Annotated in this window: 24 protein-coding genes and 3 pseudogenes; 11 read left to right on the top strand and 16 right to left on the bottom strand. The window is 58.8% G+C overall.

The window, feature by feature from the left end; translation table 11 throughout:
- Position 1: 1 nt before the first annotated feature.
- The 5 genes and pseudogenes from ACXPVS_RS05160 to ACXPVS_RS05140 all read right to left on the bottom strand — a co-directional run.
- Positions 2-712, bottom strand: coding sequence for an ABC transporter permease (locus ACXPVS_RS05160; protein ID WP_458508970.1), 711 nt, complete (start codon positions 710-712; stop codon positions 2-4).
- The gene (locus tag ACXPVS_RS05155; RefSeq protein WP_458508969.1) at positions 709-1,437 is read right to left on the bottom strand and encodes an ABC transporter permease; all 729 of its coding nucleotides are present in this window, start codon (positions 1,435-1,437) and stop codon (positions 709-711) included. Before ACXPVS_RS05155 ends, ACXPVS_RS05160 begins: the two co-directional genes overlap by 4 nt.
- A gap of 56 nt (positions 1,438-1,493) precedes the next feature.
- Positions 1,494-2,276, bottom strand: coding sequence for a transporter substrate-binding domain-containing protein (locus tag ACXPVS_RS05150; protein ID WP_458508968.1), 783 nt, complete (start codon positions 2,274-2,276; stop codon positions 1,494-1,496).
- 504 nt (positions 2,277-2,780) lie between these two features.
- Complete coding sequence (locus ACXPVS_RS05145) at positions 2,781-5,231, bottom strand: penicillin acylase family protein (RefSeq protein ID WP_458508967.1); 2,451 nt, start codon at positions 5,229-5,231, stop codon at positions 2,781-2,783.
- Between the two features lie 124 nt (positions 5,232-5,355).
- Positions 5,356-5,662: pseudogene (locus tag ACXPVS_RS05140) on the bottom strand (glutathione binding-like protein); the annotation flags it as partial.
- Positions 5,663-5,743: 81 nt separating this feature from the next.
- Between ACXPVS_RS05140 and ACXPVS_RS05135 the strand changes: the two are divergent.
- A complete protein-coding gene (locus ACXPVS_RS05135; RefSeq protein ID WP_458508966.1) occupies positions 5,744-6,301 on the top strand; it encodes a cysteine hydrolase family protein in 558 nt (185 codons plus the stop codon).
- A 56-nt stretch (positions 6,302-6,357) separates the two neighbouring features.
- On the opposite strand, the gene ACXPVS_RS05130 is transcribed toward ACXPVS_RS05135, so the two are convergent.
- Genes ACXPVS_RS05130 through ACXPVS_RS05115 form a run of 4 tightly spaced genes read right to left on the bottom strand, consistent with a single transcriptional unit; the run spans position 6,358 to position 8,093 of the window.
- Positions 6,358-6,579 carry an SEC-C metal-binding domain-containing protein gene (locus ACXPVS_RS05130; protein WP_458508965.1) on the bottom strand — a complete coding sequence of 74 codons (222 nt, stop codon included), beginning with the start codon at positions 6,577-6,579 and terminating at the stop codon, positions 6,358-6,360.
- Positions 6,576-7,070: an LEA type 2 family protein gene (locus ACXPVS_RS05125; protein WP_458508964.1), complete on the bottom strand. Its 495-nt coding sequence runs from the start codon at positions 7,068-7,070 to the stop codon at positions 6,576-6,578. The genes ACXPVS_RS05130 and ACXPVS_RS05125 overlap by 4 nt, the downstream gene beginning before the upstream one ends.
- 44 nt (positions 7,071-7,114) lie before the next feature.
- Positions 7,115-7,591, bottom strand: a complete 477-nt coding sequence (locus ACXPVS_RS05120; RefSeq protein ID WP_458508963.1) for a YchJ family protein — start codon at positions 7,589-7,591, stop codon at positions 7,115-7,117.
- A gap of 4 nt (positions 7,592-7,595) precedes the next feature.
- Entirely contained in the window at positions 7,596-8,093 is a 498-nt protein-coding gene (locus ACXPVS_RS05115; RefSeq protein WP_458508962.1) for a DUF6231 family protein, read from the bottom strand.
- A gap of 190 nt (positions 8,094-8,283) precedes the next feature.
- On the opposite strand from ACXPVS_RS05115, the gene ACXPVS_RS05110 reads away from it, so the two are divergent.
- From ACXPVS_RS05110 to ACXPVS_RS05095, 4 genes are all read left to right on the top strand, one after another.
- Positions 8,284-8,979 (top strand): OmpA family protein, encoded by a 696-nt coding sequence (locus ACXPVS_RS05110; protein WP_458508961.1) that lies wholly within the window; start codon positions 8,284-8,286, stop codon positions 8,977-8,979.
- Positions 8,980-9,069: 90 nt separating this feature from the next.
- A complete protein-coding gene (locus ACXPVS_RS05105; protein ID WP_458508960.1) occupies positions 9,070-9,786 on the top strand; it encodes an OmpA family protein in 717 nt (238 codons plus the stop codon).
- A 148-nt stretch (positions 9,787-9,934) separates the two neighbouring features.
- Complete coding sequence (locus ACXPVS_RS05100; RefSeq protein WP_458508959.1) at positions 9,935-10,213, top strand: DUF1145 domain-containing protein; 279 nt, start codon at positions 9,935-9,937, stop codon at positions 10,211-10,213.
- Positions 10,206-10,964, top strand: coding sequence for a collagen-like protein (locus ACXPVS_RS05095; protein ID WP_458508958.1), 759 nt, complete (start codon positions 10,206-10,208; stop codon positions 10,962-10,964). Before ACXPVS_RS05100 ends, ACXPVS_RS05095 begins: the two co-directional genes overlap by 8 nt.
- Positions 10,965-11,022: 58 nt before the next feature.
- Here ACXPVS_RS05095 and ACXPVS_RS05090 read toward each other — a convergent pair whose 3' ends face one another.
- Positions 11,023-11,487, bottom strand: coding sequence for a CopD family protein (locus ACXPVS_RS05090; protein WP_458508957.1), 465 nt, complete (start codon positions 11,485-11,487; stop codon positions 11,023-11,025).
- A 99-nt stretch (positions 11,488-11,586) separates the two neighbouring features.
- Between ACXPVS_RS05090 and dinG the strand changes: the two genes are divergently transcribed.
- The 5 genes from dinG to pdxH all read left to right on the top strand — a co-directional run bounded on the left by dinG (position 11,587) and on the right by pdxH (position 19,396).
- Positions 11,587-13,731, top strand: coding sequence for an ATP-dependent DNA helicase DinG (gene dinG / locus ACXPVS_RS05085; RefSeq protein WP_458508956.1), 2,145 nt, complete (start codon positions 11,587-11,589; stop codon positions 13,729-13,731).
- A gap of 96 nt (positions 13,732-13,827) precedes the next feature.
- On the top strand, positions 13,828-16,236 hold the full coding sequence (locus tag ACXPVS_RS05080) for a beta-agarase (RefSeq protein ID WP_458508955.1): 2,409 nt from the start codon (positions 13,828-13,830) through the stop codon (positions 16,234-16,236).
- A gap of 139 nt (positions 16,237-16,375) precedes the next feature.
- Positions 16,376-17,521, top strand: a complete 1,146-nt coding sequence (locus ACXPVS_RS05075; RefSeq protein WP_458508954.1) for a serine hydrolase domain-containing protein — start codon at positions 16,376-16,378, stop codon at positions 17,519-17,521.
- 111 nt (positions 17,522-17,632) lie between these two features.
- Positions 17,633-18,724 (top strand): OmpA family protein, encoded by a 1,092-nt coding sequence (locus ACXPVS_RS05070; RefSeq protein ID WP_458508953.1) that lies wholly within the window; start codon positions 17,633-17,635, stop codon positions 18,722-18,724.
- A gap of 24 nt (positions 18,725-18,748) precedes the next feature.
- Complete coding sequence (gene pdxH, locus ACXPVS_RS05065; RefSeq protein WP_458508952.1) at positions 18,749-19,396, top strand: pyridoxamine 5'-phosphate oxidase; 648 nt, start codon at positions 18,749-18,751, stop codon at positions 19,394-19,396.
- 5 nt (positions 19,397-19,401) lie between these two features.
- Here pdxH and ACXPVS_RS05060 read toward each other — a convergent pair whose 3' ends face one another.
- Positions 19,402-19,638 (bottom strand): hypothetical protein, encoded by a 237-nt coding sequence (locus tag ACXPVS_RS05060; RefSeq protein ID WP_458508951.1) that lies wholly within the window; start codon positions 19,636-19,638, stop codon positions 19,402-19,404.
- A 168-nt stretch (positions 19,639-19,806) separates the two neighbouring features.
- Here ACXPVS_RS05060 and ACXPVS_RS05055 point away from each other — a divergent pair, with 168 nt between their 5' ends.
- Positions 19,807-20,271 carry an outer membrane lipoprotein gene (locus tag ACXPVS_RS05055; protein ID WP_134418803.1) on the top strand — a complete coding sequence of 155 codons (465 nt, stop codon included), beginning with the start codon at positions 19,807-19,809 and terminating at the stop codon, positions 20,269-20,271.
- 207 nt (positions 20,272-20,478) lie between these two features.
- Here the strand turns inward: ACXPVS_RS05055 and ACXPVS_RS05050 are convergent, their stop codons facing one another.
- The 5 genes and pseudogenes from ACXPVS_RS05050 to ACXPVS_RS05030 form a co-directional block, all read right to left on the bottom strand.
- Complete coding sequence (locus tag ACXPVS_RS05050; RefSeq protein ID WP_458508950.1) at positions 20,479-20,955, bottom strand: hypothetical protein; 477 nt, start codon at positions 20,953-20,955, stop codon at positions 20,479-20,481.
- Positions 20,956-20,971: 16 nt separating this feature from the next.
- Positions 20,972-21,244: a bacteriocin immunity protein gene (locus ACXPVS_RS05045; RefSeq protein ID WP_458508949.1), complete on the bottom strand. Its 273-nt coding sequence runs from the start codon at positions 21,242-21,244 to the stop codon at positions 20,972-20,974.
- A gap of 23 nt (positions 21,245-21,267) precedes the next feature.
- Positions 21,268-21,522: a bacteriocin immunity protein gene (locus tag ACXPVS_RS05040; protein ID WP_458508948.1), complete on the bottom strand. Its 255-nt coding sequence runs from the start codon at positions 21,520-21,522 to the stop codon at positions 21,268-21,270.
- A gap of 7 nt (positions 21,523-21,529) precedes the next feature.
- Positions 21,530-22,852 (bottom strand): annotated as a pseudogene (locus tag ACXPVS_RS05035) (S-type pyocin domain-containing protein).
- A gap of 467 nt (positions 22,853-23,319) precedes the next feature.
- Positions 23,320-23,668: pseudogene (locus tag ACXPVS_RS05030) on the bottom strand (toxin); the annotation flags it as partial.

Raw genomic sequence — 23,668 nt, 5'->3', positions numbered from 1 at the left:
CCTAGTGGGTCGGCGCGAGGAAGGCCAGCCATCGGCGTTCGGCGAGGCGGAACAGGCCGACCAGCGCAAAGGTAACGGTCAGGTAGATCAGCGCGGCGATGCCGAAACTCTGGAAAGTCAGGAAGGTCGCCGAGTTGGCGTCCCGCGCGACTTTCAAGATGTCCGGGACGGTCGCGGTGAAGGCCACGGTGGTTGAGTGCAGCATCAAAATCACTTCGTTGCTGTAGTAAGGCAACGAACGACGCAGGGCCGAAGGCATGATCACGTAGGCATAAAGCTTCCAGCCTGTCAGACCGTAAGCCTTGGCTGCTTCGACTTCACCGTGCGCCATGCTGCGAATCGCCCCGGCGAAAATCTCCGTGGTGTAGGCGCAGGTATTCAGGGCGAAGGCCAGGATCGTGCAGTTCATCGCATCGCGAAAGAACGCATCCAGTACGGGTTGGGCGCGCACGGCGGCCAGACTGTAAATCCCGGTGTAGCAGATCAGCAACTGAATATAGAGAGGCGTACCCCGGAACAGATACGTATAGAACTGCACCGGCCAGCGAATGTAGGCATGCGGCGAAACCCGGGCGATGGACAGCGGGATCGACACCAGGAAACCGATGAAGATCGACGCACTGAGCAGCCACATGGTCATGGCCAGGCCAGTGATGTTGTAGCCGTCGGTATAAAGGAAAGGTCTCCAGTATTCCTGCAAGAGTTCGATCATCGTACGGCCTCCCGGGAACCCGCGGCGTAGCGGCGTTCGAGCCAGCGCAGGACGAAGTTGGAGGCGCTGGTGATCAGCAGGTAAATCAGCGCTGCAAGCACCAGGAAATAGAACAGCTGGTAGGTGCTTTTACCGGCATCTTGCGCAGCCTTGACCAAGTCGGCGAGGCCGATGATCGAGACCAGTGCGGTGGCCTTGAGCATCACCATCCAGTTGTTGCCAATACCCGGCAGGGCAAAACGCATCATCTGCGGAAACACCACGATCCAGAAACGCTGACTGCGTTTGAGGCCATACGCGGTTGCCGCTTCGACCTGGCCCCGTGGGACCGCGAGAATCGCGCCACGGAAGGTTTCGGTGAAATACGCGCCATAAATGAAGCCCAGGGTGATGACTCCGGCGCTGAACGGGTTGATCTCGATGTATTCCCATTCCATGAAATTGGTAAACGACGTTAGCCAGGTCTGCAGGCTGTAGAAGACCAGCAGCATCAGCACCAGGTCCGGCACACCGCGAATCAGTGTGGTGTAGAGCTGGGCCGGTACGCGCACCAGTTTGACTTTTGACAGCTTGGCGCTGGCGCCGAGCAAGCCGAGCAAAACGGCCACCAACAGCGACAACACTGACAATTTGATGGTCATCCAGGTGCCTTCCATCAGCAACGGACCGAAGCCCTGGAGGCTGAAGGCTGATAGCCCCAGGTTTTGTAGTAGGTTTTCGAACATAAATCAGCAACCTGATCGGGTAAAAAAAGCGCCCATCGCAAGATGGGCGCCGGGCATTATTTGCCGCTGTACAGATTCAGATCGCCAAAGTGTTTCTTCTGAATGGTGGCGTAGGTGCCATCGTCGTGTAACGCTTTGATACCTTTATCCAAAAGTGCCTTGAGGTCTTTGTTACCTTTAGAGATACCGATCGCTGTTTTGGCTGGCAGCAGTTTGCTGTCCACTGGCTTGCTGATTTCGTAACCGGCGCCATTTGGCGATTTCAAAAAGCCCAGTTCGGCCTGCAGCATGTCCTGGATCCCCGCGTCGAGGCGACCGGAAGTCAGGTCGGAATACACCTGGTCCTGGTTCTGATAGGCCTGGGTTTTCACGCCAGCCTTGTCCAGAACGGCTTTGGCGTAGGCTTCCTGAATGGTGCCTTGCTCGTAGCCGACGGTTTTGCCCTTCAGCGAAGCGGCGTCTTCGGTCACCCCGGAACCTTTCTTGAATACGTAGGCGGTTGGGCCGGAGAACAGTTCGTTGGAGAAGTCGATGACTTTTTCGCGGGCCGGGGTGACGGTCATCGAAGAGATAACGCCGTCGAATTTATTGGCCTTCAGGCCCGGAATCATGCCGTCGAAATCGCTTTCGACCCATTTGCACTTGACCTTCAGCTCGGCGCAGATTGCGTTACCCAGATCGATGTCGAAGCCTACCAGGTTACCGTCAGCCGCTTTTGACTCGAACGGAGCGTAGGAAGGATCAACGCCAAAACGCAATTCCTTGTATTCCTTGGCCAGCGCGGAACCGGCTGCCATGCACAACGCCAGTGCAGAAAGGGTCAGCAATGCTTTTTTCATTATTCAATCCCTAAAAACCAATATGAGCGCTTGTGGCGCAGAATTATTGTTACTGGAAAGCGTAAGACCTTATGAAAGTAGCAATTTCCGAACCAGAGTCCCGAACAAGTGTTTTAAAAGGTGATTCAAGAAATGGCAAGGAGGGATTTGTGCACGAAAACGGGCGCCTGAAAAAAGCGGCACCGATAGGGGGCGATCAGGTATTGGATTAGTCGAGTAAATCCTGCAACGTTCCCAGATTGTCGGCTTCTTCGACCGACTTTCCATTTCCACCAGACGCCCCTGTCCTGGGTCCGTCCGACGCCATACAACCTCTCCAGGGCCTTGAGCATCATGCCTTCGACACGGAGCTTGCGGGAGGCTTGTCGTTGTTGGACGAGGTCGAGCCAGTCTTCGCCGGCGGGTGACGCCATGGTGGGTCAGGGGTTGACCGTCGGGCAGGGTTTGCAGGTTGACGAAGATCATTCCCACGCAGAACGTGGGAACGATCAAGTAAAGGCGGGGCTACTTGCCTGGTGTCAGAGTCAATCGCGTCTTCCCATACACCTTGTCAAAGTTCTGCGGCTGCATGGGCAAACTCATGTACTGCCCCTTCAGCCAGGGATCGATGCTGTCGAGGTAGTTCGGACTCGCCGGATTAGCGGATTGCCCCGTACCGTTCTGCCCCATTAGCGGCTCCGCCTGGCCGAAGTCGACGATAAAACGCATGGCGGGTGCCAGGGTGGTGTTGAAATCCTGCCCCCAAGCGAATGCTGCGGTATTGAGCGTGGTGTGGTCGCCGCCGGCCGCCACTGGACCGCGCACAGTCTGACCGCCGGCATTTTTCCATTCGTAGCGGTGCAGCTTGCCCCATTGCCAGGCTTTGTGATCGCCGCCCAACTGACGGTCGCCCGCGCTGATCGCTGCCGCCAGACTGCGGGCAAGAATCGCTGGTTTATCTTCTTTCTGTGGCGTGCGAACGTCATCCCAGAACGGACTGTCCTCACGCCCCAGCAAGTGATCGGCTTGAGCCGCGTAGGACAACTTGCCGTTGGCGATAAAGGCTTTCCACGCCGGGTTGCTTTGCGGGCCTAGTTCGTCGAGGAAGATTTGCTGGGTGCTTTGCTGCAGGAACAACTCGTAAATCGCTGCATCAGCGGAGGTCGGGCTGAGTTTACCGTCGAACGCCATCAGGCGGGCATACGCCTCGCGAGCCTTGCCCCGATCCGCCACAGGCAACGCGTCGATGGCCTGCTTGAGCGGCCGGGCCATGCCCGGTGCTTCGAACATTTTCTTCAGTTTGGCAGCGAAAGTGGTGGTCTGGTCGTATTGCATGGAGATCAGGCTGCGTGTGTCGTGTTTGCCCACGCCCGCCAGGTCGGCCAGGCGTTCGCCACGTTCCGGCGCCGACCATGAATTGGACAACTGCATGCCGTAGCCATGGGGAATGACGCGCTGGTTGGCTGTGCCGAGCCAGCCTTGGGCCGGATCCTGGTCATAGGGATGGAGCATCGGGTCGGCGTAGCCATCCCAATCGTAACGACCTTCCCAACCGGGCGACGGCAGCAGACCTTCGCCTTCGCGACGGTTCGGGTAGCGACCGGTGACTTGCCAGCCGATGTGGCTGGCGTCGGCAAATACCAGGTTCAGCGCGATGGCGCGGATTTCACGGCTGGCGTCCGAGGCTTTCTCGACGGTCTGGGCGCGGGACAGGTCGAAAAACGCGTCCAGGGTCTTGTCATCGGTGAAGTTCGGCGTCTGCAAGGCCAGGCCGAAACCGTTAGCCAGCGTCGTGCCTTGGGCACTATTGAGCAGCGGGCCATGGCGGGTTTCGTACACCACTTCGCGAATTGGCCGCTGGCCTTTGACGAAGTAGGTTTCGTTGCGCACGATCGTCGGCTGCCATTTGCCACCAACCTCGTAGGAAAGACCATTGCCCTGGCGTCTGATTTTTTCCAGGAACAGATCTTGGTTGTCACCCATGACGGTGGCCAGGCTCCAGGCCACTTTGCCGTTGAAACCGCCGAGCACCATCGGCAAACCGGCAATGGTTACGCCAGAGGCCTGGTACTTCGGCGCGCGGATCTGCACGTAACTGAACAACGACGGCACGCCCAATGGTCCATGGCTGTCGCTGGCCAGCAGGCTTTTGCCGCTGCGGCTACGTTGCGGGGCGATCGCCCAGTTGTTCGACGAGGTGGCGCCCAACAAATTCAGATCGGACAGTTGGCTCATGGCTTTGTTGATCTCGGCCAGGCCCGGGATTTGTCCGTTGAGCTTGATGCCCTGAAGTTTTTCAGCTTCGGCCAGCGGCAGTTTCTCATCGGGAGCGGATGGGGTCAGCCATGGGAGTTTGTCGGTGCTGACGGCCTGGGCCAGCATCAGCGAGGAAATTTCTTCCGGCAGGTTGGTCGATTGGCTGAAGTTCAGCAGGCAGAAAATCAGCGCCGAATCTTCCGGCTTCCAGTATTCAGGTTTGTAACCGGTGGCCGCGAGGTCCGCCGGCAGCTTGTCGCGATAGCGGAACAGGTAGGCGTTGACGCCGCGGGCATAGACTTCGAAGAAGCGTTTGAGGCGCGGCGAAGACGCCTTGTACAGCTCGCCGGCGCTTTTCTTCAGATTGACGGCGCGCATGTAGCGGTCTGCGTCAAGGAGGTCCGAACCGGACATCTCCGACAAACGGCCCTGGGCCAATAGGCGCAGGGTAACCATTTGCGTGATGCGGTCGGTGGCATGCACGTAACCCAGGGTGAACAGCGTGTCGTGGAAGGTATTACTTTCGATCAACGGCATGCCCATGGCATTGCGACGTACCGAAACGTTCTGCGCCAAGCCCTTGAGCGGCTGCACGCCGGTGGTCGGCGGGAGGGTGTCCTTGGTGTTCCAGGCCTGACAACCGGTCAGGCTCAAAACACCGGCCACTGCTGCGGCAACGCCGAACCGGGGAAGAAAATGTGTAAGGGCTGGCGAGGCCATGGCAAAGCTCCTGCGGGAATAGAGGCGCAATAAAGCCGCTACGTTAGTGAGCAGGCGGTGGCCGCGCAAGCGGTGGCGGGGTTATTTCTTCTCCATGATCGTTCCCACGCAGGGCATGGGAACGATCGGGGAAGTCTTCCAGGTTCTGGCTCTGCCACTTGTGGGAAACGATCCACGGGTAGATCGCCATGTCGGCAATGCTGTATTCGCTGCCGACGACGAAGTCGTTATCGGCCAGCCGCTTGTCGAGTACCCCATGGAGGCGTGCGGTTTCGTCGATGTAGCGCTTGATTGCGTCGAGGGTTTTCTCCGGCGCGAACTGACTGAAGTGATGATTCCTCCCGGCCATCGGCCGGTTCAGGATCGACGATGGCCGGAATTTTGTTGTTTGGGGAGATTTTCAGGAATTCGGGTTTGAACGGGTCGTCCTGCTTGCGTTCGATAGCTTGCCTGTAGGAACAGGTGATGCTGAAGTGCGGGAAATTCACTGACCCCGCATGAGAAAAACCGGCATGGAGCTCAAAACAAACGCGGCGCTGATCATCATCGATCAACAAAAAGGCATTCTGCATCCGAAACTGGGTCGCCGAAATAATCTTCAGGCCGAGCAGCGAATCCTCGATTTACTCGTGGATTGGCGTCGAACCGGGCGACCGGTCATTCATGTGCAGCACCTGTCCCGTTCAGCTGACTCGGTGTTCTGGCCGCAACAATCGGGGGTGGAGTTTCAGGAGCGGTTTCAGCCACAGAGCGGTGAGCAACTTTTTCAAAAACAGGTCCCGGATGCGTTTTGCTCGACAGGGCTTGAGCGGACTTTGCGAGAGGCAGGGATCGATCAGTTGGTCATTGTCGGCGTAGCGACCAACAACTCAGTGGAATCCACGGCGCGAACGGCCGGTAATCTGGGGTTTGAAACGTGGGTCGTGGAGGATGCGTGTTTTACCTTCGACAAGGCCGATTATTTTGGCAACGCCCATTCAGCTGACGAAGTGCATGCGATGTCGTTGGGGAATTTGCAGGGTGAGTATGCGACGGTGGTCAGCACTGAGAAAATTCTTGCCGCTGGCTAAAACCTTGTAGGAACCGGGGGACGCCCGACTCCTACGCAGGGCCGTGCTTCAACGCATCAAGCGCCGTGGCACTTCTTGAATTTCTTACCGTTGCCGCAGGGGCAAGGGTCGTTGCGGCCGACGTCTTTCAGGGTGTTGCGCACCGGTTCCTGTTGGGCGTGGCCGCAGTTCGGGCCGTGGACATGGCCATGGTCGTGATGATGGTGGTCATGATGGTCGTGATCGTGATCGTGATCGTGGTTGCAGTCAGGGCCATGGACATGGGGTTGCTGGGTCATCGGTTTTGCTCCGGAATTAAATCGGCGGGGATTATCACGCCATTGCGCGCCAGGTGCACGTAGTGCGCGATGAATAAACCGGTTTCCAGTTCACCTTCCAGACGATAGGGAATGGGCTGCTTGGGTTTTTTCAGCAGTTTCATCAGAACCCGTACCTTGGGCCACAGGTTGGTGCGGATCGGCACTTTAAAGTAGGCACTGCGTTTGGGGCCGACGGTAAACCAATGTTCGTGCTCGCCCTCGGTCAGCAGCATGTCGCCCAAGTGAATGCGGTACTCGATGCCCCGCACCGTCAGGTCACTGTTGTTGGGGTTATCGACGCGAAAGTGCAAAAGGAAGCGTTGCTGCATCAGTTTGGCCTGGACGACTTCGACCTTGACCAGATGCACCTGCGGTTCCGGTTCATCGTCGCCGAACCAGGACACACAGCCGCCAAGCCCCAGAAACAGGAACAGGATGAGGGTTCGCAAGACGCGTCGCTGACTGAGCATGGACTGACTCCCTTTGATGCCCAGTTTAGTCTCTTGCGATTACCTCAACTGCTGAAATAGCCCGCACAACACTTCTTGAATTTCTGCCCGCTGGCACAAGGACACGCATCGTTACGCCCGGCCTTGAGTTGTACGGTGGGGTCGATGAAATACCAGTGGCCGGCGTTCTGCACGAACGACGAGCGCTCGCGGTGGCTGTGTTCACCGCTGCCGTCGTGCCAACGCGCGGTAAAGGTCACGAAGGCATGTTCCGGCTGACCGCCCAAGACCTCGGAACTTTCCACTTCAAGGCCCAGCCAGGTGCTTTGAGCGCTCCAGTCGCTGATGGACTGTTGATCGAGGCCTGCCTGTTGTGCGGGCAGGGTGGTCGCCACCAGATAATCGATCAGCCCCAGTACGTAGGCGCTGTAGCGTGAACGCATCAAGGCTTCGGCACACGGTGCCGGATGGCCTGTGTGGTAATGACCGCAGCAGGCATCCAGCAGGGTGCCGCTGCCGCAGGGGCAAATGGACGTACTCATTGCGTTACCACCAATATTTCCCGAAGTTTTCCGGGTTGGCCCAGAACCGTGAATTGAGCCAATCGGGGACTTGTTTGTAGTCAAGCAGATCATAGGTGAACAGGGTCAGCACTTGATCGTCGCGCTGGAAGCGTTCGCTGGCCTGCAGGGCCAGGGAGAAAAAATCGGTCTCCTGCCAGCCGCTGGCCGGCAAGTCCGCCAGCACCGCGAGGCGACTGGCATTGAGGTTACGGATCCCGCCAAGCAGGTTCAGGCCATCGCGTTTGGGCAAGTGTTCGAGGCAATCGACCACCAGCGCCAGGTCAAACCGGCGTGCCGCCAGTTCGGCCGGCAACACCCCGGGTGCCGCATGGGCCACACAGGTGTCCGGGTGCGCCAGCTTGAAAGCCTCAAGCGCGGGGAACTCGCTGGCGCCAATCAGCAACAGGCGCGCGGGGGCGTAACGATCAAGCAAAGCGGCCAACGCCTGCTGGGGCGTGCGCGAAGAAATACCTGCAATCATCGAAGATCCTCAATCAGAGCCGCCAAGACTAGCCTGCTCAACGGGCCGGGCCTAGCGGTGGTTTGTCCCAAAAACGCCGATATGCCGTGAACACGGGTTAAAACTGCAATGGCCTATTGCTGGCGGAGATTAAAACTCGGGTCTTTACTACCTGAATCGGTTCTAAGCCGATCCCTCAGGAGAAAACTAGATGAGCATAGTTCGCACAGCATTACCCTTGGTTCTGCTAACCAGTGTGTTGACTGGTTGCGCAGGTTTGCAGAAAACCGACTGGCCGACCTGTGCGGCGGTCGGTGGTGTCGTGGGTGCAGGTCTCGGCGCGACCGAGAGCTCGGCATGGGCGGGGTATGGTGCGCTGCTCGTCGGCGGCACAGCTGCGGCCTATTGCTGGGTTCACGGTGATGGCGACGAAGACGGCGATGGTGTGCCGGATAGCCGCGACAAGTGCCCTGGAACACCTAAAGGCGTGCGCGTCGATGCCGACGGTTGCCCTCCACCGGTGCCTGCGCCAGTGGTCGAAGAAGTGGTCGTAGTTAGAGAAGAAGTCATCGTCATTCGCGATGTTCACTTCCAGTTCGACAAGGCCGCACTGACCCCAGCCGATAAAGTGGTACTCGATAAAATCGCCACTCGCTTGAAAGGGGAAGCGCCAAACGCCCAACTGACTGTAACCGGTCATACCGACAGCGTTGGTAGCGATGCCTATAACCAGAAGCTGTCGGATCGTCGTGCGCACTCGGTGGTTGAATACCTCATCCAGGAGGGCGTGCCACGCAGCAACTTCGCCTCTGTCACCGGTGCGGGTGAAAGCCAGCCGGTTGCCGATAACAAAACCGCTGATGGCCGCTCGATGAACCGACGCACGGAAATCAAAATCAACCGCTAACCCCCTCATACTCCGCGGCTTGTGCAGTCGCGGATGCGAGTCTTTACTCCTGTGTAACCGGCATTGGCCGGTAACACAGGAGCTTTCACCATGAGTGTTCTCACACGGACCGTCTTGCCGGTTGTGCTGCTTGGCAGCCTGTTGACCGGTTGCGCTACTCACAGCGACGGTACCGCCCCCCTCAATCAACGAACCTGGCCAATCTGCAGCGTTATCGGCGGCGTGGTGGGGGGCGGTCTTGGCGCAATCCAAAGTGGCGGTTGGGCGGCGGGTGGGGCGGCGCTGGGTATTTTGACCGGTGGCTTGATCTGTTACGCCCAGGATGGCGACGAAGACGACGACGGTGTCTTCGATCGCCGCGATCGCTGCCCTGATACGCCCGCCAATACCCCCGTGGAGCATCATGGTTGCCCATTGCCGCAGTACCCGCCCAGCGTGAAACCTGAACCTGCTCAGTCGGAGGTCATCTCCCTGAGCGATGCGGGGGATGTACTGTTTGCCTTCAACCAATCCGAACTGACCCCAGCTGCGCAGAGCAAACTGGATTTGCTGATGCCCAAACTGCACAGCGCCGATGTGGTGAGCATCAAGGTGATCGGTCATACCGACAGCATCGGCTCGGACACCTATAACCAGGCACTCTCGGAACGTCGCGCCAGTAGCGTGGCGGCCTACCTGTTGAGTCAGGGCGTGGCGCCGAACAAGCTCACCAGCGAGGGCAAGGGCCAACGTCAGCCGGTGGCCGATAACGAAACGGAAGAAGGACGGGCGACAAACCGTCGGGTGGAGTTGCACATCAATCGTTGAGCCCGGTGATAGAGCCGTCGGACGAAAATTGAAGTCAGTCCGGCGGCCATTCGGCGGCCTTCATGAAGAATTTTCCGTTGCCCTCTGGCTTATCCCGCGTGGAAGCCGGTACTGTGCGCGCAAAGAATAATTCTCAATGGGGGCGTGTATGAACGTGTTTTGGGGGCTGGGGAAGTGGGTGACCCTGCTGTTCTGGCTGGTGGTGCTGGTCAATCAGCTCATGCCGTTTGTCAATCCTCTGCATCTGCTGGTCGATCTGGCCGGCAGCCTGCTGGCATGCCTTCATCTTCTTGAGGCCGTGTTCTGTTTCCGCAGCCTCAGAGGCCGCGCCCATCCTTGGCTTGATCGCCTGAAGATCCTTTTTTTCGGCGTTTTCCACCTGCAAACCATCCCGGCTCCAACCGGGTCTAAGGCTTCCCATGCGTAAACTCTGTCTGCTCGCTGCACTCATCAGCCCGTTGGCCTGCGCCCAGGTGGTGAGCGTCGAATCCAACTCGCTGATGCGTTTGCCCAATACCGCCAGCACCTTGCAGCTGGAACGCCTGGAAGTGGCCGACTACGGCACGTTGTTGATTCCCTCGAATGTGACGCAGGTCTCCGTCGGTGAATTGCGTCTGGGTCGTGAAGCGCGGATCGCCATCGTACCCGGCGAACAACCGATTGAGCTGATGGTCAGTCGTGCGCAGTTGTCGGAGGGCAGCCAGATCACGGCTCGCGGCGCGCCGGGAACTTACCTCAAGGCCGCTCGCTCCGGGCGTAACCTGAACCTGCAGATCAAGGCACTGAGTGCGCCGCAATTGTGGGTGGACGCTCGCGGCGGTGCGGGTGCACCGGGTTTCGTCGGTCTCGATGGGGCCAACGGTCAGGCGCCGGGTTGTACCTGGGGCCAGGCCGGTCGTGGTGCCGATGGCAGTGATGGCAGCGACGGTCAGGCCGGCGCTCCGGGTGCACTGGTTCGGCTGGAAGTGCCGCGTGATTTCCCGGCGGAACTGATCAAGGTTCAGGTGGCTGGCGGTGACGGTGGTGTGGCCGGGCCAGGCGGTAAGCCAGGCGCAGGAGGCAAGGCCAAGGGCTGTTTCGTTTACGAGGCCGATGGTGGCAAGCGCGGCCGGCCTGGGGTTGATGGTCAGCCGGGGCCTGCCGGTGCGGCGGGCTCGGTGACCGTGCAGCGGTTGTAAGCCTTTAATTGATCGTTCCCACGCGGTGGGAACGATCAGAAACCGGCTCGCGATGGTTTTAGAGGGTAGGCCGAGCCGCAGCAATCGCCACCAGCCCTAACCCGACAATCAGATTAATCCCCACCAACTTGCGAATTTTCCCAAGCGTCGCAGCCCCGGTCGGCCAGTCCTGCGCCGCCACTGCCGTGCGTAACTCTGGCAACAACAACGCCTGAATCCGGATAAACAGCGCCGTCATCACCACGTACAACCCCATCATCACCTGCACATACCGTGGCGCCGCTTCAAAACCGCTGTACTGCAAATGAATCATGCCCACACCGCTGATCGGCAAAAGCACCACCGCGATCCAGACCCAGCGGAAAAAACCTTGAAACACTTCCACCCACAGCTTCAAACGGGCAGGGCCTTCCAAAGCCTTCATCGCTGCGGGGCGCAAGACCATCCACGCGAAAAACATGCCACCAACCCACACCAGGGCTGACAGTACATGCAGGGTATAAACAAGGCCAAAAGGTGTCATTGGGGTACTCCGTTCTGCGCGGGATTAATTAGCGCGGTATGATACCCGCCGATCCGAACCACTGAAAATTTATCCAGCGTTTTTTGCGCCCGACAATCCATGATCAGCACTGAACTCAAAACCACGATCCAGGGCGCCTACTCGCGTTTTCTCGAAGCCAAGAGCCTCAAGCCGCGCTACGGCCAACGCCTGATGATCGCCGAAATTGCCAAGGTCCTCGGTGACATCGACACCGACGACGAAGGCCGGCGCAGTGGCGACCCCGCGATTGTCGCGGTGGAAGCCGGCACCGGCACCGGCAAAACCGTGGCCTACAGCCTGGCTGCCATTCCCACGGCCAAGGCCGCCGGCAAACGTCTGGTGATTGCCACGGCTACCGTGGCCCTGCAAGAGCAGATCGTCTACAAGGATTTGCCCGACCTGATGCGCAACAGCGGGCTGAATTTCAGCTTTGCCCTGGCCAAAGGGCGCGGGCGCTACATGTGCCTGTCCAAGCTCGACATGTTGCTTCAGGAAGGTCACGCGCAAACCGCCACGGCGCAGATGTTTGAAGAAGAAGGTTTCAAGATCGAGGTCGATGAGGCCAGTCAGAAGCTGTTCACCAGCATGATCGAGAAACTCGCCGGCAATAAGTGGGACGGCGACCGCGACAGTTGGTCCACCGCCCTGGAAGACGTCGACTGGGCGCGCCTGACCACCGATCACAGCCAATGCACCAACCGCCATTGCCCGAACTTCGGCCAGTGCGCCTTCTATAAGGCCCGCGAAGGCATGGGCAAGGTCGACGTGATCGTTACCAACCACGACATGGTTCTGGCCGACCTGGCGCTGGGCGGCGGCGCCGTGCTGCCGGATCCGCGCGACACCCTCTACGTGTTCGACGAAGGCCACCACCTGCCGGACAAGGCCATCGGCCATTTCGCCCATTACACGCGCCTGCGTTCCACCGCCGACTGGCTGGAAACCACCGCCAAGAACCTCACCAAGTTGCTGGCCCAACATCCGCTGCCGGGCGACTTGGGCAAGTTGATCGAGCAGGTGCCGGAACTCGCGCGGGAGATCAAGACCCAGCAGCAATTCATGTTCAGCGCCTGCGAGCAGGTTGCCGATTTCAAACCCGGCGAAGACGTCGAAGGTCGCGAGCGGCCGCGTCATCGATTCGTCGGTGGGGTCATTCCCGAACACATGCGCGAAATGGGGATCGAGCTGAAGAAGGGCTTTGCCCGTTTGACCGATGTCTTTACCCGACTGACCGAACTGCTCAAGGACGGCATGGATGGCGAGGTCAGCATTGGCATCGCCAGTAACCAGGCCGAAGAGTGGTATCCGCTGTTCGGTAGCCTGTTGTCCCGTTCTTCGGGCAACTGGGAGTTGTGGACTGCGTTCACCGTCGAAGACCCGGAAGACAACCCGCCAATGGCCCGCTGGCTGACCCTGGCCGAAAGCGGCTCGCTGTTCGACATCGAGGTCAACGCCAGCCCGATCCTTGCGGCGGAAATGCTCCGTCGCAATTTGTGGAACGTGGCCTACGGTGCTCTGGTGACCTCTGCGACCCTGACCGCGCTCGGTACCTTCGACCGCTTCCGTATGCGCGCCGGCCTGCCGAAAAAAGCTGTGACCGCGGTGGTGCCAAGCCCGTTTCATCATGCTGACGCTGGCGTGCTGCGGGTGCCGGACCTGAAGGCCGATCCGCGAGATGCACCGGCCCACACCGCAGCGATCATCCGCGACTTGCCAGCCTTGGTGGAGGGTTCTCGCGGCACCCTGGTGCTGTTCTCTTCGCGCAAACAGATGCAGGACGTGTTCGACGGCCTTGACCGTGATTGGCGCAAGCAAGTGTTCATTCAAGGCAACCTGTCGAAACAGGAAACCCTGAACAAGCACAAGGCACGGGTCGATGGTGGTGATTCGAGCGTGTTGTTCGGCCTGGCGAGTTTCGCCGAAGGGGTCGACTTGCCGGGTGCGTACTGCGAGCACGTGGTGATCGCGAAGATTCCATTTTCGGTGCCCGATGATCCGGTCGAAGCAGCCCTGGCCGAGTGGATCGAGGCGCGGGGTGGCAATCCGTTTATGGAAATCTCCGTGCCGGATGCTTCGCTGAAGCTAGTCCAGGCCTGCGGTCGCTTGCTGCGCACCGAAGAAGACCGCGGCACCATCACCTTGCTCGATCGGCGTCTGGTCACCCAGCGTTACGGCAAGGCCATCCTCAATGCGTTGCCACCCTTCCGTCGTGAAATTTCCTGATACACCAGTGGGCAAATTTGCCCACTGCGTTGTCTATCTCACTGCCATCGCTTTTCCACTGGCCTATTGAAGGTCGTTAGGGAGAATTTCGTTCTCATGATTCGCCGTTCGCTGCGCCGTTCGTTACCTGCCGTTTTCGCACTGATGTTCACAGCCCCTTTGCTGGCAGCCCCTACCGGCCAACAGACGCTGTTCAACTTTGTGCGCCCCGCCGATGTGGTCCAGGTGGCCATTCAGGATGCCAGCTTGCCGCAATCCAACGCCGAGCAAACGGCCGAAGGCGAAGTGCTGCGTCGGGTGACGTTCAACCCGGTGGCACAACCGACCTTGCGTCTGACCCCTCAGACGGGCGCCTGGGACTGGTCCCAGTCGGGCTTCATGACTTTGCGGATTCAGAGCGCAATGAACTGGGCTGTGACCCTCTACGTGAAAATCCAGAGCAACGACGGCAAGACGTTGGTCAGCCGCGTTGACTTGCCGGCCGGCCCTGCGCAAACCTTATTGGTGCCTCTGCAGCCATTTTCGCCATTGAGCCTTGGCTTGAAAGCCGGCCCGCCGATGCCGATGACTTTTGAGGGGCAGCGCGTATTGCTGGCCAGCAGCGCCGGTGAGCTGGAGCGCAGCCAGGTGGTGTCGGTGACATTGTCGATGGATCAGCCGAAAGTCGCCCAGAGCATCCTGCTGGAACGCTTTGGCGTGCAGGACGACGATGCGGTTACCCAAGCGGCTTTTGGTGGTCTGGTAGACGCTTACGGTCAGTCGACCCGGGCCAAATGGCCAGAAAAAGTCAGCAGCGACGAGCAGCTTAAAAGCGCCGCAGCCAAGGAACATCAGCAACTGAAAACCTGGCTGGCCGAGCGCGAGAAATCGTCCCTGGACAAGTTCGGTGGCTGGAACAAAGGCCCGGCATTCAAGGCCAGCGGGTTTTTCCGCACAGAGAAACGCGACGGTCGCTGGTACCTGGTGACCCCGGAAGGCCATCCGTTCTATTCGCTCGGCGTTAACACGGTCACCCCGGACGTCGACCAGACCTACGTCGCCGGTCGCGAGTGGATGTTTGACTCTCTGCCCAAACCCGACGAGCCGCTGGCCAATCATTATGGCGAAGGCGATAACCGGGGTGGCAACGGCGCCGATCAGGGCCGAGGCTACAATACCGGTCGCTGGTACGACTTCTATGGTGCCAACTTGCAGCGTCTGTATGGTTCGCCGTGTGTGGTGACCAGCGACACCAAGGCCGGTGTCGCCGAAGCGACCGACGCGAAAGCCGCCGAGCAAACACCTGCCGAACCCTGCAAAGCGGTGGTTGATAAACAGCGCTGGGCCCGCCACACCCTTGATCGCCTGCAAGCCTGGGGCTTCAACACCATTGGCAACTGGAGCGCCCCGGCGCTGGCCAACGCTGAACGTGTGCCGTACACCTTGCCGCTGTCGATCGTCGGCGATTACGCCAGCATCAGCACCGGCACCGACTGGTGGGGCGGAATGCCCGACCCGTTTGACCCTCGTTTCGCCATGGCCACCGAACGTGCCGTGGCCATCGCCGCGCGCGACCATCGCGACGATCCATGGCTGATCGGCTACTTCGCCGATAACGAACTGGCCTGGGCCGGCCCCGGCGACGAGCCGAAAGCCCGTTACGCCTTGGCCTACGGCACCTTGAAAATGTCCACAGACGTGCCAGCCAAACGCGCGTTCCTCAAGCAACTGCGGGATAAATACCGCAATCAGGCGGGCATTTCCAAAGCCTGGGGCATTGATTTGCCCGCCTGGGAATTGATGGAAGACCCGGGCTTCGTGCCGCCGCTGCCAAACGCCGAACACCCGGAAATCGAAGCCGACTTCAAATACTTCCAAAAGGTTTTCGCCGACACGTACTTCAAGACCCTCTCCGACTCGCTCAAGTGGCACGCGCCGAATCAGCTGTTGTTGGGTGGCCGGTTTGCCATTAGCACCCCGGAAGCGGTTGAGTCCTGCGCTCAGTATTGCGACGTGCTGAGCTTTAACATGTACACCCTGCAACCGCAGGACGGTTACGACTTCGCCACGCTGCGCAGCCTGGACAAGCCGGTGCTGGTCACCGAGTTCAACTTCGGCTCCGCGGATCGCGGCCCGTTCTGGGGCGGCGTGACGCAATTGGCGAAGGAAGAAGACCGTGGGCCGGCTTACGCCAATTTCCTTAAACAGGCGATGAGCGAACCGTCGATCGTCGGCGTTCACTGGTTTCAATACCTTGACCAACCGGTTACCGGTCGTCTGCTGGATGGCGAGAACGGGCACTTTGGTTTGGTGGGCATTACCGATCTGCCATTCCAGGGTTTTGTCGATAGCGTGCGCAAGAGCAATTTGCAGACCGTCGATCAGCTCGGTAAGGAAGCCGAGAAGGCTAAGGCTGAGGCGGATAAAGCCGGCCAAACAGCTGAGGGCGGTAGAAAAGGCGAGGCCGGCAAAGGCGCAGGGCAGGGCGCTGGCCATGCGGGTGGGCATTCCGGCAATGGCCACTGAGTGCTGACAGGTACGTAAGATTTACTGAGTGTTTCACCCGGGCGGGAGAGCGACTGCCCGGCCCGGCCCTGTTCCCAAAACCTTCAATGGCTGGAACAATGCCGCCACTTTGTAACGTGTTTATCCAGAGGAGTTTCGGGTGCAGATTCAGGGTTTTTACGAGCTGAAGTTCGAAGCGGTGCGTGAGGCTTTCGCCGCGCTGTTCGATGATCCTCAGGAACGTGGCGCAGCGTTGTGCATCCAGATTGGCGGTGAAACCGTGGTCGACCTTTGGGCTGGCAGCGCTGATAAGAACGGCACTGAAGCCTGGCACAGCGACACCATCGCCAACCTGTTTTCCTGCACCAAGACCTTTACCGCCGTGACCGCCCTGCAACTGGTGGCCGAAGGCAAACTGCAACTGGATGCCCCGGTTGCCCGCTACTGGCCTGCGTTCGCTGCCGCCGGCAAAGAGTCCGTGACCCTGCGCCAATTACTCTGCCATCAGGCCGGTCTGCCGGCACTGCGTGAGCTGTTGGCCCCGGAAGCCCTTTACGACTGGCAGACCATGGTTGATGCCTTGGCCGCCGAAGAACCGTGGTGGACGCCGGGCGTAGGCCACGGTTATGCCGCGATCACCTACGGCTGGCTGGTCGGTGAGTTGCTGCGTCGTGCCGATGGTCGTGGGCCGGGTGAGTCCATCGTAGCGCGGGTCGCGAAGCCTTTGGGGCTGGATTTTCACGTCGGCTTGGCGGATCAAGAGTTCCATCGCGTGGCGCACATTGCCCGTGGCAAGGGCAACGTCGGCGATGCCGCCGCCCAGCGCTTGCTGCAAGTGACCCTGCGCGAGCCGACCGCCATGATCACGAGGGCGTTCACTAACCCACCGTCGATCATGACCAGCACCAACAAACCCGAGTGGCGACGCATGCAGCAGCCGGCCGCCAATGGTCACGGCAATGCCCGCAGCCTGGCCGGGTTCTATGCGGGTCTGCTCGATGGCCGCTTGCTGGAAAGCGAGTTGCTCGACGAGCTGACGCGCGAACACAGTGTTGGCGAGGACAAGACTTTACTGACCCGGACCCGTTTCGGCCTGGGTTGCATGCTCGACCAACCGGACGTCCCCAACGCCACCTTCGGCCTCGGCCCTCGTGCGTTCGGCCATCCGGGAGCTGGCGGTTCCACCGGTTTTGCTGACCCGGAACACGATGTGGCCTTCGGTTTTGTGACAAATACCTTAGGACCGTACGTCTTGATGGACCCGCGCGCGCAAAAGCTTGTGCGCGCACTGGCCACTTGTCTGTAAAACACGCTCAGGGGTTCCAGGGCCGGAACCCCAAGACCTTTATGGTTTCCAAACGTCTGTTTATCCGGGTCAATCCGGTCTTATTTTCATTACTTATTTTGTGGATATCCAATGTCATCCAATAAACCGCTCGCTTTGGCCCTGTGCTTCGCTATTACCGGTTGCGCACAAACTCCACAAAATGACTCGGATGGCAGCAGTTGGTGGCCGTTCGGGTCCTCCGACAAAGTCGCCGCTAAAACCTCGGCCCCTCTGAAGCCTGCGGCAACCGCTCCGGTGGCCAAGACTGAAAGCGCCAGCCAATGGTACTGGCCGTTCGGCGCCGATGACAGCGCCGACAAGACGCCTGCCAAGCTCGAGGTGAAAGCTGACGCCAAGCCTGAAGCCAAACCGCTCGAGGTGGCCAAGGCCGATGCGGGTGGCAAATGGTGGTGGCCGTTCGGTGGTAAAGGGCAAAGCACCGCTAAAGCCGTGCCGATGCCTGATCCTAAAGTCACCCAGGCCTGGCTCGACGACTACGAACCGCGCCTGCGTGAAGCGATCAAGGGCAGCAAACTGCAACTCGAGCGCCGTGAAAACGTGCTGGTGGTGACCGCGCCGGTGGAAGGCTCGTTCAACCCTGACCGCCCGGCCATGCTGCTGCCGGTGACGCTCGGCCCGTTCACACGCGTCGCCAAAATTCTTGAAGTCGATCCGAAAACTGCCGTGCTGGTGCTGGGTCACAGTGATACGTCGGGCGCGGCACCGGCCAACGTGAAACTGAGCCAGGAGCGTGCCCAGGCTGTGGCAGCGATTTTCCGCCTCAGCGGACTGCAGCGTGATCGTCTGATGCTGCGCGGTATGGGCGGCGACGCTCCGCGTGCTGCCAACGACAGCAATGAAGGCCGTGCCTTGAACCGTCGCGTCGAACTGCTGATGACCCCGCAAAACACCATGGTCGCGTTGCTGAGCAAGTACAACATGCCAGCCCCGGCGCCAGTGAAGTTGGTCGCTGCCCTGGACGTCAAACCAGTGGTCAAACCGGTCACCCCGGCGCCCGCTACGAAGAAAGCCGCTGCGCCTGCGGCGAAAAAAGCCCCGGCCAAGAAAGCCGTCGCCAAGAAGGCACCGGCTAAAACCGCGACCCCGGCGAAAAAGACTGCTCCGGCCAAAGCCGCTGTCGACTCGAAGAAAGTGGCCGCCGCCGGTACTGTAAAAAAGTAATTCGTTAACCAAAAGGAATGCGCTATGACACAGGGCCTGGCTGATATGCGTCGCGACTACACCCGTGATGGCCTGACCGAGGCGCAAGCCCCGGTCGAGCCGTTTGCGCTGTTCCATCAGTGGTTCGCCGACGCGGTGAAAACCGAGCAGGCGCCGGTGGAAGCCAACGCCATGACCCTGGCCACCGTCGATCAGGACGGTCGGCCGCATTGCCGCATTCTGCTGCTCAAGGGGCTGGACGAGCAGGGCTTCACCTTCTTCACCAACTACGACAGCGCCAAGGGCCAGCACCTGGCCGCGAACCCGTTCGCGGCCATGACGTTCTTCTGGCCGGCCCTGGAGCGTCAGGTGCGCATCGAAGGGCGGGTGGTGAAAGTCACGCCTGAAGAGTCCGACGCCTACTTCCAGGTCCGGCCGCTGGGCAGTCGCCTCGGTGCCTGGGCTTCGCCCCAGAGCAGGCTGATCGCCGATCGCGCCGAACTGGAAGCTTTGCTCAAGAACACCGAGCAACGTTTCAGTGACACGCAACCTCATTGCCCTGAGCACTGGGGGGGTTATCGTTTGTTACCGGAGCGCATCGAGTTCTGGCAAGGCCGTGCGAGCCGCCTGCACGATCGCCTCAACTATCGCTTTCAGGGCGCCGACTGGATTCTTGAACGTCTGGCACCCTAAGCCGTCTACTGGTCGGAATAGCCTGCCGCAGCGGCTTCAAGCCACTGCGGCAGGTCCCGGCGCTTGATCTTCTGCGCTTGAGCGTTCGCCAGTTGCTGGAGCATGAAAGCCTTTTTCTGCTCGTCTTTACCCGCCAGAGCCAATGCCAGATCGCGGTCCATCCAGCGTTTGATCCGCACGTATAGCCACCAATGGAAATACAATCCGGCAACGGTAGTGACGACAATGATGAAGTAATCCATGACAATCCTTGGGGCAGCGGTGCAGATTCCGGAATTTGCCGCTACTGTGTGGTGAGTTCGGGGAGGCGCCTGTACCGGGCCTGAATCAAACCAATTTTATCCGAGCGATGCCGTGACAGGCGTCAAGCTGCGGAGTTTAATGAATACCTGTCCTTTGGAGTTGATGCTATGCGTAAGTCTGTTCTGCTGGTTGCTTCTTTTTCCACGATGGCGATGTTACTCACGGGTTGCCAGTCCAGCCTGACCGGTGACTCCTACTCCCGTGACGAAGCGCGTCGCGTGCAGACCGTTCGCATGGGCACCATCGAATCGCTGCGCCCGGTGAAAATCGAAGGCACCAAAACCCCGATCGGCGGCCTTGCCGGTGCGGCGGTGGGCGGTGTTGGCGGCAGCGCTATCGGTGGCGGTCGTGGCAGCATCGTTGCTGCGGTTATCGGTGCCGTCGCTGGTGGCCTGATCGGCTCGGCCACAGAAGAAGGCCTGACCCGCGCCCAGGGCGTCGAAATCACCGTTCGCGAAGACGACGGCAGCATGCGTGCCTACGTGCAACAGGTTCAGGAGAATGAAGTATTCCGTGTTGGCGAGCGGGTGCGGATTGCGACTGTCAATGGGACTAGCCGCGTTTCGCACTAAGCGGGAATACGGGTAAAAGAAAACCCCGATCAGGTGGAAGAAGTCGGCGATGTTATGATCGCTTGTTTCGTTTAGCCAGTCGGGGGTTTTCATGCCTGTTGCATTTTCGTGTATTCGTTTTAGCAGTGCAGAACAGACTCATGGCGATAGCTTCACACGCCAGCCAACAAGAAGTCGTGACAGTCCTTCGGTGTGGGCGGGCTGTCGCTACAGCACAACATCTCTATCATTCAACGCGATTTCTATCACCTGCTCTGGCGATAGTCCCTGCGGATAATCAGCTTCATCGAAGTATTCGTCTGGCCAAAAAATCAAATCGGATACGCGCTCATTGGGTATGTTGATTTCCAGCATGTGCAACCAAAAATCAATGTCGTGTTCGGCCCCATCGCACTCCATTACCCTTCGGGCCAGCTCTATCAGCTCCTGCTTGGTTACATCTGCCACACGCTGTTCATACGGTGTTGCTAAGACCTTGCGAACCCAAGTGTCGTGGGTTTGCCCACCATAGATTCCCTGAAAGTCGATGAATTCAAACTCGGTCATGGCTTCTCGATTGAACGCGGCCAACTGCTCCCGAGTTTGGTCGGGATGTCCACAATCAATTTGTTCAGAAAGGTTCGTCAGCCGAGCGACCAAAGATTCATCCAGCATCGGCGGCATTAAATCAGGGCGAAGCTCCATATGTACCCTCATAAGATTATTCTTTGAACCCCGGCAAGCCTTGAGCGGCACGCCATTCCTTCACAATCTGCATCACGCCCTTAGGGGAGCTATCCGCTCCTGGCTCTGGGTAGTAGATCAAGTCTGATCCTGCTGGATGCTCGCTTACCTTCTCGAAGTGCAACAGGAGCAAGTCAGTACGATCATCGTTTTCGGCTTCTTCGTCTTCCTTGGCGAGTTCCTCCAGCAGCTTGATAAATTCGGCTTCGGTGTACTCCGATAAGCTGTTTTTCAGGAGCGTGTCCGTCATGTTCGGAAAATATCGCCCCTCGGTCACTCGTCTTTGAATCCCGGCAAGCCCTCAGCAGCACGCCATTCCTTCACCGTCTTGGTGACACCTTCGGCAGAGTTGTCCGCACCGGGTTCTGGGTGGAAAATCAAATCGTAGCCGTCGGGATGGCCTGCAAGCTGACTGAATTTCTCAAGCAACTCGCCAAGCTCTTCATCCGTGCCGCCTTTGTTGACGACACGTATGTTTTTGATGAACGCGATGAATTCGGCTTCGGTGAAATCAGAAATGTTTTCCATGCTGTGCCTACTTTTTCTTGTGAAGATCAATGTGGTTTCGAGGGGTATTCACCCTTAGGTTGTCCGCGTCGTACACCGCCCCCCCATCTTTAATTAGCTCGACGTGGTGTATTTCATAGGTGACCCGTTTGCCTACCGAGTCTCTGAATCGAACAGTAGGGGCGTTCCCAGTTAGCACACGCGCCTGATCGTCCTCACTTAGTTGGCTAAATAGCTCAGGATCGTTGCTTACTGCCTTCCAGAATGCCGCCCTGAAAGTATCGAAGCTCTTAAACTCTCGCCCCCGTAATACGTCCGCTATCCGGGTAGGGATTGGAGCACCTAACCCTGTGCCAGCTCCGGCAAGCCAGATGCCGAACACATCTTCACCCCGTCCTGTTGCGATTCCCGGTGAATACCGGGCGCTGATAACGATGTACAACGGCTGCACACCAGAACCAGCCGGGAACACCAAAATGAAATCTTTGTAAGCGTCCGGGTAGATCGGGCTGACGATGATGTTATCAGCCTGTTCGGTGGGCGGATAAATCCAAATCTGAGGTGCTTGGGGTGCACCCTCTAGCGGAGGAATTCCCTACGTGCTGGACGGGTCAACGGCTGGCGTCCATATAAGTGTTACACCATCGCCAAAGTCCGCCACTTGCTTGGCGTCTTGAACAACGAACTCCACTACGGGAATCATTTCCCATTCGCCGCGCTTCTGGGTGTTGTACCCGTATCCCTTCAAGGTGCCATCGGCCTGCTGTTCAATGTGCAGACGGACACGTGTTCGGGCTTGCTTGAGTGACCGAAGTTGTTCTTCCGTATATAGGCTGCTATCGCCCAAGCTCGATGGCCACAGCAGTGCGACAAAACCTGCCAGCCCCCCAGCAGCTACACCGGTAGTAAGTACCCCGCCAGCAGCGCCAGCACCCGTTGCAGCAGTTTCGGTTGCAACAGCAGCTCCAGCAGTGCACAAGCCGCCACAAGACACGCCAGCAGAAGCAGCAGCCCCACCCAATAGAAGTGTTCCCAGCGTTGCAGGTAGTGAACCGCTGACTTTCTTGAGTGGGATGTTCCCGTCTGCATCCGTGTCACGACCACCAAGAATGGCGAACTCGCCGTAATTGGCCACCTTCTCGACAGGGATAAACCCGGCTGGTTTCTTGTGGTCGATCACACCGTCAGGAAGATCACAGCTCTTTGCGAACACACAGCCAACAGCGTTGGGCTTGGCGTCTTCCTTCGGTGGGAGGTCATTGTATTCCGCCCAACGCTGGGCATGGATATCAACAGGTTCTACGCCGCTATTGCGGTAGCCCTTAGGCGGGTTTGGCACGTATCCGCTCACGTTGAGCTTCCTTTTCGTCCTTGGGGAGTTCCAGCCCGAGGCTGGGGCAGAATGACGTTACCGGGAAGCTCAAGCGCTGGCTGTAGGACAAATCCCAAAAGCCGCACTGATAATTCCCTGTGTTCCGTGTCATTTGCTGAGGTGCGGGGGATACCCGCTCAAGCTAGGTATGTTGAGTGGTGGCGATTAGCCTCTGAATAGGACTGCGATTAGAGTCCAGCCTAAACTCCAGCATAATTATGCAGATTGTTGCTGACTGGTCGGGGTTTTCCTTTTTGGAATGAAAATCGAGCGTTGCAATCTCTAGACGTTGCAAGTCAGTTGAAATTGATATGTTGAATCATAAATTTTTCCCCCCCGTATTTCTTCCAGAGCATCTAGCTGCTCGGTCGTGAGGTTGTATCCCTCCCAGCCTTGTTGAACTGCGCGACATCGACCATTTCCCAATCCCGGTGCTTTCCGGTTTAGAAACCGTAGCCCTTGAGACTACCGTCAGCCTGTTGCTCAACGCTTAGTCGAACCCGGGTTCGGGCTTGCTTCAGGGTTCGAAGCTGGTCTTCGGTGTAGAGGGCGCTGTCGCCTAGGCTGGGCGCCCAGAATATCGCGGCCAGGCCGGCCAAAGCAGCTGTGCTGGTAGCGCCGCGTGCTGCGATTGGAATGGCGAGAACCAGGAAGCGCAGCGCAAGTCGGCCAATGCCGAGTGAGACGGTACTGCCACTGATGGTTTCGAGATTCAGCAGCCCCGCATCGTCTACCTCGCGAGCACCGAGCCAGGCTACTTCTCCGTAGTCCTTGAGGCTGTCGGTGGGCACCATT

This window comes from Pseudomonas sp. Ma2-10, assembly GCF_054330215.1.
This window is presented reverse-complemented; position numbering and strand designations above follow the sequence as displayed.

Excerpts from the sequence above, each read along its gene's own strand:
- ACXPVS_RS05160 (WP_458508970.1), bottom strand. The coding sequence starts at position 712 with ATGATCGAACTCTTGCAGGAATACTGGAGACCTTTCCTTTATACCGAC.
- ACXPVS_RS05155 (WP_458508969.1), bottom strand. The coding sequence starts at position 1,437 with ATGTTCGAAAACCTACTACAAAACCTGGGGCTATCAGCCTTCAGCCTC.
- ACXPVS_RS05150 (WP_458508968.1), bottom strand. The coding sequence starts at position 2,276 with ATGAAAAAAGCATTGCTGACCCTTTCTGCACTGGCGTTGTGCATGGCA.
- ACXPVS_RS05145 (WP_458508967.1), bottom strand. The coding sequence starts at position 5,231 with ATGGCCTCGCCAGCCCTTACACATTTTCTTCCCCGGTTCGGCGTTGCC.
- ACXPVS_RS05135 (WP_458508966.1), top strand. The coding sequence starts at position 5,744 with ATGGAGCTCAAAACAAACGCGGCGCTGATCATCATCGATCAACAAAAA.
- ACXPVS_RS05130 (WP_458508965.1), bottom strand. The coding sequence starts at position 6,579 with ATGACCCAGCAACCCCATGTCCATGGCCCTGACTGCAACCACGATCAC.
- ACXPVS_RS05125 (WP_458508964.1), bottom strand. The coding sequence starts at position 7,070 with ATGCTCAGTCAGCGACGCGTCTTGCGAACCCTCATCCTGTTCCTGTTT.
- ACXPVS_RS05120 (WP_458508963.1), bottom strand. The coding sequence starts at position 7,591 with ATGAGTACGTCCATTTGCCCCTGCGGCAGCGGCACCCTGCTGGATGCC.
- ACXPVS_RS05115 (WP_458508962.1), bottom strand. The coding sequence starts at position 8,093 with ATGATTGCAGGTATTTCTTCGCGCACGCCCCAGCAGGCGTTGGCCGCT.
- ACXPVS_RS05110 (WP_458508961.1), top strand. The coding sequence starts at position 8,284 with ATGAGCATAGTTCGCACAGCATTACCCTTGGTTCTGCTAACCAGTGTG.
- ACXPVS_RS05105 (WP_458508960.1), top strand. The coding sequence starts at position 9,070 with ATGAGTGTTCTCACACGGACCGTCTTGCCGGTTGTGCTGCTTGGCAGC.
- ACXPVS_RS05100 (WP_458508959.1), top strand. The coding sequence starts at position 9,935 with ATGAACGTGTTTTGGGGGCTGGGGAAGTGGGTGACCCTGCTGTTCTGG.
- ACXPVS_RS05095 (WP_458508958.1), top strand. The coding sequence starts at position 10,206 with ATGCGTAAACTCTGTCTGCTCGCTGCACTCATCAGCCCGTTGGCCTGC.
- ACXPVS_RS05090 (WP_458508957.1), bottom strand. The coding sequence starts at position 11,487 with ATGACACCTTTTGGCCTTGTTTATACCCTGCATGTACTGTCAGCCCTG.
- dinG (WP_458508956.1), top strand. The coding sequence starts at position 11,587 with ATGATCAGCACTGAACTCAAAACCACGATCCAGGGCGCCTACTCGCGT.
- ACXPVS_RS05080 (WP_458508955.1), top strand. The coding sequence starts at position 13,828 with ATGATTCGCCGTTCGCTGCGCCGTTCGTTACCTGCCGTTTTCGCACTG.
- ACXPVS_RS05070 (WP_458508953.1), top strand. The coding sequence starts at position 17,633 with ATGTCATCCAATAAACCGCTCGCTTTGGCCCTGTGCTTCGCTATTACC.
- pdxH (WP_458508952.1), top strand. The coding sequence starts at position 18,749 with ATGACACAGGGCCTGGCTGATATGCGTCGCGACTACACCCGTGATGGC.
- ACXPVS_RS05060 (WP_458508951.1), bottom strand. The coding sequence starts at position 19,638 with ATGGATTACTTCATCATTGTCGTCACTACCGTTGCCGGATTGTATTTC.
- ACXPVS_RS05055 (WP_134418803.1), top strand. The coding sequence starts at position 19,807 with ATGCGTAAGTCTGTTCTGCTGGTTGCTTCTTTTTCCACGATGGCGATG.
- ACXPVS_RS05050 (WP_458508950.1), bottom strand. The coding sequence starts at position 20,955 with ATGGAGCTTCGCCCTGATTTAATGCCGCCGATGCTGGATGAATCTTTG.
- ACXPVS_RS05045 (WP_458508949.1), bottom strand. The coding sequence starts at position 21,244 with ATGACGGACACGCTCCTGAAAAACAGCTTATCGGAGTACACCGAAGCC.
- ACXPVS_RS05040 (WP_458508948.1), bottom strand. The coding sequence starts at position 21,522 with ATGGAAAACATTTCTGATTTCACCGAAGCCGAATTCATCGCGTTCATC.